A 9,116-nucleotide genomic window follows, 5' to 3' on the forward strand; every position below is an offset into this window, starting at 1 on the left:
CGCGGACGGATCGCCCGCCGCTCGGTTCGCCCTACGGGCTCGCCTCGCGACAGGCGATCCGTCCGACAAGCCACCTACCGTGCCCGGCGCTACGACCACTCGACTCTCGCAGTCAGTGGACCGAAGAACGGGGTCCCTCCACTACGTTTTTGTCCGGATGAACCGATCGCTGCCGCGTAACGCGCACGGGATCAAGGCAACGTTCTTGGTTGACGGATCCCGCCCGTTCGGAACGCCGGTGACGGGGTCTCGGCACCCGGCGTGTTACTACACCTCGATTAGTCCCGCCGACAACCCCCGCGCAACGCCGGAGCTCTTGGATCCTCAGGACGGCCAGATCGTGACCGTGACCTTGCGCTTTCCTGGCATGGATGCCGACAAGGTCACCGTCGCCGCCCGAAAGGTCGCGCCGCGCGCGGTCGGCATCGATCAGGCCGATGCCACGTACCTGCGCCGACTGGCGTGCCACGGATCACACGAACGTGCCGCGACCAGGACAAGCGCGACGGTTTCTGGGTCTCCACGGACGTCGTGCCGTTCGACCGCCAGGCTGCGGACCGCGGGCTATCGGCTCGCCTCAGACGACCGCGGGGCGCCGCCGAGCGCCGCCGGGGCGGCGAGGGCGGCGAGCGTGAGGCACAGCGGTGCGTAGTAGCCGCGGTCCAGCGACCGGAAGCGCTCGGACGTCGCGCCGGGGGAGACGAGGTCGGTGCGGCCGGCGAGGCCCATGAGGCCGCGGGCGGCGAAGGTCGCGACTACGCCGGCGCTGCCGAGCGCTGTGAATCCGGCGGCGGCGGTCCGGGGGAGGATCAGCGCATTCTCAGCGCGCTGTGAGGGCGTCGGCGAAGGTGTAGGTCAACACCACGATGCCCGACGTCAGCGGCGTGGCGTCGACGAGCTCGAGCGGCGCCGGCGGACCCTCGCGGAACAGCAGGTCCTGCGGTCCCGCGCGGCCGACGAACAGCGGATGGACCCACAGCCGCAGCTCGTCCAGCAGGCCGTGCGCCAGCAAGGTGTAGGACAGCTGACCGAAGCCGTACTGGACGATGTCCTGCCCCGGCCGCTCCTTGAGCCGTGTGATCGCGCCGACGACGTCACCGTCGATGACGGTGGTGTTGGTCCATTCCGGGTCCCGCAACGTCGACGAGACCACGTGCTTCTCCATGGTGTTGATCCGGTCGCTGTACGGGTCGCCCGAGCGCGTCGGCCACACTGGGGCGAAGCCGTCGTAGGTGCGCCGGCCCATCAGGACCGCGTCGCACGCGAGCAGCAGCTCGGTCTGGATCCGTCCGCCGGTGCCGTCGTCGGGCTCGCCCGCCGGCCACAGATGCGGGTTCTCGATGACCCCGTCGGCCGAGACGTACGTCGAGTTGATGATGCGTCGCATGAGCTCTCCTACCGGGCGCTGGGCCGGATGTTGTGGTTCAGGTGGAAGACGTTGCCGGGGTCGTAGGCGTCCTTGAGGGCCGTCAGCCGTGCCAGCTTGGCGGCCGGGTAGGCTCGGGTGACGCCCGCGTGGCCCTCGTCGTTGAGGGCGTTGACGTAGGCGCCGGCGGCGAACCCGTCGAGCGCCGCGGCGCTGCGTCGGGCGGCGGCGATCCGGCCCTCGTCGTCGGCGTGGTCGGTCCAGCGCGTCGCGGCGACGTACTCGAACCGCGTGTCGCGGTGGCTGAACGCCGTGTCCTCGTCGCCGACGTCGGCGATCGCGCCGCCGTAGGCCTGGAGGCTCGCGTCCACCTCGGTGCGCAGCAGCGCGTCGATCGCCCCGTCGGGCAGCCCAGGCAGGTAGTGGCCCTTCCAGTACCGCCGCAGCGCGTGCCCCTGCCGGCTGTCGTCGCGCCGCTGGAGCTCGAGGTACGACGGGGTGGTCACCCGCTGGGTCGCGGGCCGCCCGAGCGCCCGCAGCGCGGGGACCAGCCGCCGGCCCCGCTCGGGGTCGCCGATCCAGACGAAGCCGACCGTCACCATGCCGCCACCGGCGCCCACCGACGCGGTGAACGTGGCTTCGCGCGGCGCCGCGGTGGCGAGGTCGCGCCAGCGGGCGAGCACCGGCGCGGCCTCGTCGGCCGGGAAGGAGAGCTCGGCGACGACCGTCCGGGTCCCGGTCGGGTGCAGGGCGAACGCGAACTCGGTGACGACGCCGAAGTTCCCGCCACCACCGCGCAGGCCCCAGAACAAATCCGGGTTCTCGTCCGCGCTGGCACCGACGACGTCGCCGTCGGCGGTCACCATCGTCAGGGCGACGACGTTGTCGCATGCGAGGCCGTGCTGCCGGGCGAGCCAGCCCATCCCGCCGCCGAGCGTGAGCCCGCCCACGCCGGTGTGCGAGACGTTGCCGGCGGTCGTCGCCAGGCCGTGTGCCTGCGCGGCGCGGTCCAGGGCGCCGAGCAGCGCGCCACCCTGCACCCATGCGAGGCGGCGCTGGCCGTCGATCCGCACCGCGCCCATCGGCGTGAGATCGATCATCAGGCCGTCGTCGGGGATCGCCAGCCCGAGGATGTTGTGGCCGCCGCAGCGCACGCCGATCTCCAGGTCGAGCTCCCGGGCGGTGCGGACCGCGAGCGTCACGTCGGCCACGCTCGCGCAGCGCACGATCATCCGCGGCCGGCGGTCGACCATCGCGTTCCAGACCGTCCGCGCCTCGTCGTACCCCGCGTCGCCTGGGAGGAGCAGTTGCCCGTCGAGCCGGGCGCGTGCGCGGTGTGCCGTCGCCGTTGTCATGGCGGGGAGGCTGCCACGAAGCGGTACCCGCGGTAAGGTCCGATCGCATGCCGATGGCGAGGACCAATTCGGGTCGGTCCGGGGAGCTGCTCGTTGAGCTCCGGCGCGACGCCGGCGTCCCGCTGCACCGCCAGGTCGAGACGGCGATCCGCGACGGCATCCGCTCGGGACGGCTGCGGATCGGCACCGCGCTGCCGCCCACGCGCACGCTGGCGGCCGACCTCGGGGTCTCGCGCGGCGTCGTCGTCGAGGCCTACGAGCAGCTCGGCGCCGAGGGCTACCTGACCAGCCGGACCGGCGGCTACACGCAAGTGGCCATCGGCCAGGACACCGCACCGCCACGGGCGCGGCCGGCAGTCGCCCCCGCGCCGCGGATCGACTTCGGCTACGGCCGCGCCGACGTGTCGAGCTTCCCGCGCGCCGCGTGGCTGCGGTCCGTGCGCCGGGTGCTCACCGAGACGCCGGACGGGCGGTTCGGCTACCTCGACGGCCGCGGCGTGCCCGAGCTGCACGAGGCGCTGGCCGGCTACCTGAACCGCGTGCGGGGCACGTCGGCCACGCCCCAGGACATCGTCATCACCAACGGGTTCGCGCAGGGCATCGCGCTGCTGATCGGGCTGCTGGCGAAAGCGGGCGCCAAGCGAGTCGCCGTCGAGGATCCGTCGGCGGACGACGACGCCCGGGTCGTCGCCGCGGAGGCGGGCCTCGAGGTCGTGGGCGTGCCGGTCGACGGCGACGGCATCCGGACCGAGGTGCTCGACCGCATCGAGGCCGACGCGCTGATCCTCACCCCGTCGCACCAGTGGCCGACCGGCGGCGTGCTGTCGGCGGAGTCGCGGGCCGACGTGCTCGAGTGGGCGGGGCGTACCGGCGCGCTGATCGTCGAGGACGACTACGACGCGGAGTATCGCTACGACCGCGCGCCGATCGGCTCGATGCAGGGGCTGGCGCCCGATCGCGTCGTCTACGCCGGCACGGCGAGCAAGACGCTCGCCCCCGGCCTGCGGCTCGGCTGGTTCGTGGTGCCGCGTCACCTGGTCGACGATCTCGCCGCCGCCAAGGTGCTCGCCGATCGCGGCTCGCCCGTCATCGACCAGCTCACGTTTGCCGACTTCCTCTCCCGCGGCGAGTTCGACCGGCACCTACGCCGGATGCGGCCGGTCTACCGGCGCCGCCGCGACGCGCTCCTCGCCGCCCTGCGCGAGCGCCTGCCCGACCTGCGCCCGGCGGGGGTCGCCGCCGGCATGCACCTCGTCGCCTGGCTGCCGCCCGAGCTCGACGAGCGCGAGGTCGTGGAGGGCGCGGCGCGGCGCGGCGTGGGCGTCTACGGCGTGGGGCCCTACCGCCTGTCTGCCGACGGGCCCGGCGGTCTGGTCTTCGGCTACGCGACGTTGGACGAGCGCCGGATCGGCGAGGGCATCGAGCTGCTGGCGGCCGCGATCGCCGACGGCTGAGCCAGCAGCGCGCGCGCGGCGCCGGCGTCGACGGCCCAGGCGGTGTCAGGCCGGTCGCTGGTGCGGGCGAAGACGATGCCGACCAGGCGGCCCTCGGCATCGAGAACCGGGGCGCCGGAGTCGCCCGGCGCGACCGCGGCCGCCAGCTCGAGGCCGGGACGGACCTGTGGCGCGTCGCCCGGTGCGTCGCGGACGCGGGCGGTGACGCGGCGGCGGACGGTGGCCGCTAGCGTGCGGGCACGGCCGTCGCGCACGACGCGGATCGCGACCGTCCCGCTGCCGTCGCCAAGGCGTAGGTGTAGGCGTGGCGCGCGGAGCCCGGGCACGCGCAGCAGCGCCAGGTCGGCGCGGCGGTCGAGGCGCAGCACGGCGGCGCGCCGGCCGAGCACGGCGGGCGTACGACCGGCCTGCAGGACGTGCGCCACGGTCAGCACGCGGTCGCCGCCGACCGCGACGCCCGTCGCCACCGAGGGCACCAGGCCGCCGGCGACGCTCACGCGGACGACCTGGACGGCGGGCGCGCCGGGCTCGCCGTCGCCCTCACCGGCGCCGCAGCCACCGACCGCGACGGCCGCGACCGCGACCACGAGCGCCGCCCTCACGGCGGCGGCGCCGTCGTGGAGCGCTCCACGAGCGTCGGCACGTGCAGGCGCGTCGCGCGGCCCGTCCGGCCCTCCGCCCGCTCCAGCAGCAGTTGCAGCGCCTCGCGGCCCATCTCGTGGCGCGGCTGGTTGACCGTGGTCAACCTGATGTGGTTGAGGCCGGCGACGAACGTGTTGTCGTAGCCGACGACCGACACGTCCTGGGGGATCCGCACGCCGTCGCGCTCCAGGCGGTCGATGAGCCCGAGCGCCACGAGGTCGTTGGCGGCGAACACCGCGGTGGGCAGCGCGCCGCCGGCCAGCAGCTTGACGGCCGCCTGCACGCCGGCGTCCTCGGTGAAGTCGCCCAGCAGAACCTTCGCCTGGCGCTTGAGGCCGGCCTCCTCCATGGCCTTCAGGTACCCGGCGCGCCGCGGGGCCGCACCGGCGCCCGCGCCGCCGTCGACGTGGACGATCCGCCGGTGGCCCAGCCCCACGAGGTGCTCGACCGCAAGGTGCGCGCCGATGGCCTCGTCGGTCATCACCCAGTCGGCGCCCACGCGCAGCCGCCGGCCGATGACCACGCACGGCACGGTGCCGATCGCCTCGGCGATCTGCGTCCCGGTCATGCGTGGCGAGACGAGGATCAGGCCGTCGGTGCGGTACTCGAGCAAGGCCTCCAACATCGCCCGCTCGCGCTGCTCGCGCCGTCCGCCGGTGATGATGAGCAGCCGGTACCCGACCTCCGAGGCGAGGTCCTCGATGCCGCTGGCGATCTCGGCGAAGAACGGGTTGTGGAGGTCGTTGAGCAGCACCCCGACCGTGTCGGTGCGCCGGCTCGCCAGGCTACGCGCGTTGGCGTTGGGGCGGTAGCCCAGGCGCTGCGCGGTGTCCAGGACGAGCTCCCGGCGCTGGGCGCTGACCTTGTCGCTGCGGCGCATGACCAGCGACACCAGCGCCCGCGACACGCCGGCCTCCCGTGCCACGTCGTCCATCGTCACGTACGCCGAGCGCGAGGTGCTCGGTGACGGGACGCGGCCGTTCGGAGAGGAACGCGGCATGGAGCGCATCGTTGCATTGGAGCGCTCCAATGAAAAGGCTTGACATCACGAGGGCGTCGGGGTTACCGTCGCGGTTAGAGCGCTCTAACGGGGCGCCGGTCCGGAGGAGACGTACAGCGTGAGTCAGCACGACGCAACGCCGGAGCTGATGGCCCGGCTGGCGGCCGCCCCCATCTCGTGGGGCGTCTGCGAGGTCCCCGGCTGGGGACGGCAGATGGATCCCGAGCGGGTCCTGCGCGAGATGGCCGGCCTCGGCCTGCGCGCCACGGAGCTCGGGCCGCTGGGCTGGCTGCCGCTCGACGGCCCGGCGGTGCGCGCCGAGCTGGACCGCCACGGCCTGCGGCTCGTCGGCGGCTTCGTCCCCCTCGTGCTGCACGAGCCCGACGTCGCGCCGACGCGCGCGCACCTCGAGCAGGTCGCGACCGCCATGGCCGCCGCCGGCGCCGAGGTCCTCAACGCGGCGATCGTCGTCGACGCCGGCTGGGCGCCGCGCATCCCGCTCGACGACGCCGCGTGGGAGCGCCTCGGCGCGCACTACGCCGAGATGGCCGAGGTCGCCGCCGGCCACGGCCTGCAGCTGCTGATCCATCCGCACGTCGGCACGCTGGTCGAGACCGCCGAGGACGTGGAGCGCGCGCTCGCCGTCACCGACGCCGGCTGGGTGCTCGACACGGGCCACCTCCTCATCGGAGGCGTCGATCCCGCAGACTTCGTCCGCCGGCACGCGGACCGCATCGGCCACGTGCACCTCAAGGACGTCAACGCCTCGCTGGCGGCGAAGGTCCGCAGCGGGGAGCTGTCGCTGGTGCAGGCCACGCAGCAAGGGCTGTTCCGGCCGCTGGGAGAAGGGGACGCGAGGATCGACGAGGTCGTCCGCCTCCTGGCCGAGGTCGGGTACGGGCGCTGGCTCGTGCTCGAGCAGGACGTCGCCATCACCGGGTCGGAGCCCCCGGCTGACGGCGGCCCAGTGCTCGATGTCCGCAAGAGCATCGAGTTCCTGTCCACCTGGGCTCCGAGGAGAGAGGTGTCCCACACATGAGGCGCTTGGTAGGCAGCCTGCTGGCTGCGCTGCTGGTCTTCGCCGCGCTGATCGCGGCGGGCTGCGGCGGCAACGACAACAAGTCCACCAACAGCACGGCGAACACGACGGCCGGCGGCGGCAGCGGCACCACCGCGGCGAAGGTCGACCTCACCCAGGGCAGCGGGCTGACGGTGGCGATGGTCACCCACAGCGACGAGGGCTCGTTCTGGTCGGTCGTCAAGAAGGGCGCCGAGCAGGCGGCCAAGGACGAGGGCGTCAAGCTCATCTGGAGCCCGTCCAACAACGACCCGCAGAAGCAGGCCCAGCTCATCGACGCGGCGGTGTCGCAGAAGGTCGACGGCCTCGCGGTCTCGGTCCCGAACGCCGACGCGATCAAGGGCTCGCTGGCGAAGGCCAAGGCGGCCGGCATCCCGATCGTCACGCTGAACTCCGGAGCCGAGGACTTCAAGGCGCTCGGCGCGATCACCCACGTCGGTCAGACCGAGACGATCGCGGGCAAGGCGGCCGGCGAGAAGCTCAAGGCCGAGGGCGCCAAGAAGGTGCTCTGCGTCATCCACGAGCAGAACAACATCGGCCTGCAGCAGCGCTGCCAGGGCGTCAAGGACGGCTTCGGCGCCAACGTGACGACGCAGCAGGTCAAGGGCACGGCCAACATCGCGACGACGCAGACCGAGATCAAGTCCAAGCTCCAGGCCGACAAGTCGTTCGACGCGGTCATCACGTTGAACCCCGACATCGCCGCCGCGGCCGTGACCGCGGTCAAGGGCGCCAGCTCCGACGCGAAGATCGCGACGTTCGACATCAACCCGGACGTCATCAAGAACATCAAGAGCGGGACGATCTCGTTCGCGGTCGACCAGCAGCAGTACCTCCAGGGGTACCTGCCGGTCGTGTTCCTGAAGCTCTACAAGACCAACGCCAACACGGTCGGCGGCGGTCTGCCGGTCCTCACGGGCCCGGGCTTCGTCGACAAGACCAACGCCGACACGGTGGAGAAGCTCGCCGGCGAGGGCACCCGCTAGCAGCGGCCGGGTGGCCGGCTCCGCCCCGGAGCCGGCCGCCCACCGCACGCGCACTCTGAGGAGAGAGACGTGATGAGCAAGCACAGCACGGCGTCGGGCCCCGCCCCCGCGGCCCCTTCACCGGCGGCGGCCGCGCCGCCACCCACGCCGGTCGCCGACGAGCGGCTGGCCAACATCGGCACGATGGCGCGCCTCCTGCGGCGCCCGGAGATCGGCGCGCTGCTGGCGGCCGTCGTCGTGGCGCTGTTCTTCTTCACCCAGAACTCGCTGTTCCTCAAGCTCGACGGCATCTCGAACTGGACCGACGTCGCCTCGACGATCGGGATCCCCGCCGTCGCCGTCGCGCTGCTGATGATCGGCGGCGAGTTCGACCTCTCGGCTGGCGTCATGACCGGCTCGGCGGGACTGATGCTCGGCATCCTGGCGACCGAGGTCGGGATGAACATCTGGCTGGCGATCCTCCTCACGCTGATCGCCGCGACCACCGTGGGGTTCATCAACGGCTACATGGTGATGAAGACCAAGCTGCCGAGCTTCATCGTGACGCTCGCGACGTTCTTCATCCTGCAGGGCGTCAACCTCGGCGTCACCAAGGCGATCACCAACCAGGTGTCGGTCAGCGGGCTCGACACCGCGGCCGGCTACGACAGCGCCAACAAGCTCTTCGGCGGCCACTTCTGGTCGCCGCACGACTTCCAGGTCACCGTGCTGTGGTGGATCGCCATCACGGCGGTGGGGACGTGGATACTCGCGCGAACGCGCGTCGGCAACTGGATCTTCGGCGTCGGCGGCGACGCCAACGCCGCGCGCAACGTCGGCGTCCCGGTGGCGCGCGTGAAGATCGGGCTGTTCATGGCCACGTCGTTCGTGTGCGCGCTGACCGGCATCATGATCGCGCTGCGGCTGGCCTCGACCCAGGCCGGACAGGGCGTCGGCCAGGAGTTCCAGTTCATCATCGCGGCCGTCGTCGGCGGCTGCCTGTTGACCGGCGGCTACGGCTCGGCGGTCGGCGCGTCGCTCGGCGCGACGATCATCGGCATGGCCTTCATCGGCATCCAGTTCTCGGGCTGGAACACCGACTGGCGCTTCCTCTTCCTCGGCGTGATCCTGCTCGCCGCCGTCCTCGTCAACAACTACATCCGCAAGCGCGCGGAGGGGGCTCGGCGATGACCGCCACCACGGCGACGGACACCTCGCTGCTCGAGGTCCGTGACGTCTGCAAGTACTTCGGCAAC

The 9,116-nt window shown here is 72.6% G+C and carries 9 protein-coding genes; 4 read left to right on the top strand and 5 right to left on the bottom strand.

The annotated features are described in order from the left end of the window. Positions 1–564: 564 nt before the first annotated feature. The 3 genes from VK501_RS19195 to VK501_RS19205 all read right to left on the bottom strand — a co-directional run bounded on the left by VK501_RS19195 (position 565) and on the right by VK501_RS19205 (position 2,721). Complete coding sequence (locus VK501_RS19195; protein WP_324340204.1) at positions 565–729, bottom strand: hypothetical protein; 165 nt, start codon at positions 727–729, stop codon at positions 565–567. Between the two features lie 91 nt (positions 730–820). Continuing rightward, positions 821–1,387 (bottom strand): dihydrofolate reductase family protein, encoded by a 567-nt coding sequence (locus VK501_RS19200; RefSeq protein ID WP_324340206.1) that lies wholly within the window; start codon positions 1,385–1,387, stop codon positions 821–823. A gap of 8 nt (positions 1,388–1,395) precedes the next feature. Further along, the gene (locus VK501_RS19205) at positions 1,396–2,721 is read right to left on the bottom strand and encodes an FAD-binding oxidoreductase (protein WP_324340210.1); all 1,326 of its coding nucleotides are present in this window, start codon (positions 2,719–2,721) and stop codon (positions 1,396–1,398) included. A gap of 47 nt (positions 2,722–2,768) precedes the next feature. Here VK501_RS19205 and VK501_RS19210 point away from each other — a divergent pair, with 47 nt between their 5' ends. Continuing rightward, positions 2,769–4,175 carry a PLP-dependent aminotransferase family protein gene (locus VK501_RS19210; RefSeq protein WP_324340212.1) on the top strand — a complete coding sequence of 469 codons (1,407 nt, stop codon included), beginning with the start codon at positions 2,769–2,771 and terminating at the stop codon, positions 4,173–4,175. Here VK501_RS19210 and VK501_RS19215 read toward each other — a convergent pair. Together VK501_RS19215 and VK501_RS19220 are read right to left on the bottom strand one after the other, a co-directional pair. Further along, on the bottom strand, positions 4,103–4,777 hold the full coding sequence (locus VK501_RS19215) for a serine protease (RefSeq protein ID WP_324340213.1): 675 nt from the start codon (positions 4,775–4,777) through the stop codon (positions 4,103–4,105). The genes VK501_RS19210 and VK501_RS19215 overlap by 73 nt on opposite strands. Beyond that, positions 4,774–5,817: a LacI family DNA-binding transcriptional regulator gene (locus tag VK501_RS19220; RefSeq protein ID WP_324340215.1), complete on the bottom strand. Its 1,044-nt coding sequence runs from the start codon at positions 5,815–5,817 to the stop codon at positions 4,774–4,776. The genes VK501_RS19215 and VK501_RS19220 overlap by 4 nt, the downstream gene beginning before the upstream one ends. A 118-nt stretch (positions 5,818–5,935) precedes the next feature. On the opposite strand from VK501_RS19220, the gene VK501_RS19225 reads away from it, so the two are divergent. From VK501_RS19225 to VK501_RS19235, 3 genes are all read left to right on the top strand, one after another. Beyond that, positions 5,936–6,856 carry a TIM barrel protein gene (locus tag VK501_RS19225; protein ID WP_324340216.1) on the top strand — a complete coding sequence of 307 codons (921 nt, stop codon included), beginning with the start codon at positions 5,936–5,938 and terminating at the stop codon, positions 6,854–6,856. Then, complete coding sequence (locus VK501_RS19230; protein ID WP_324340217.1) at positions 6,853–7,881, top strand: sugar ABC transporter substrate-binding protein; 1,029 nt, start codon at positions 6,853–6,855, stop codon at positions 7,879–7,881. Before VK501_RS19225 ends, VK501_RS19230 begins: the two co-directional genes overlap by 4 nt. A 183-nt stretch (positions 7,882–8,064) precedes the next feature. Next, positions 8,065–9,051, top strand: a complete 987-nt coding sequence (locus tag VK501_RS19235; protein ID WP_349261037.1) for an ABC transporter permease — start codon at positions 8,065–8,067, stop codon at positions 9,049–9,051. Positions 9,052–9,116 lie beyond the last annotated feature (65 nt).

Source organism: Baekduia sp. (assembly GCF_035318805.1).
Classification (GTDB): Bacteria; Actinomycetota; Thermoleophilia; order Solirubrobacterales; family Solirubrobacteraceae; genus Baekduia.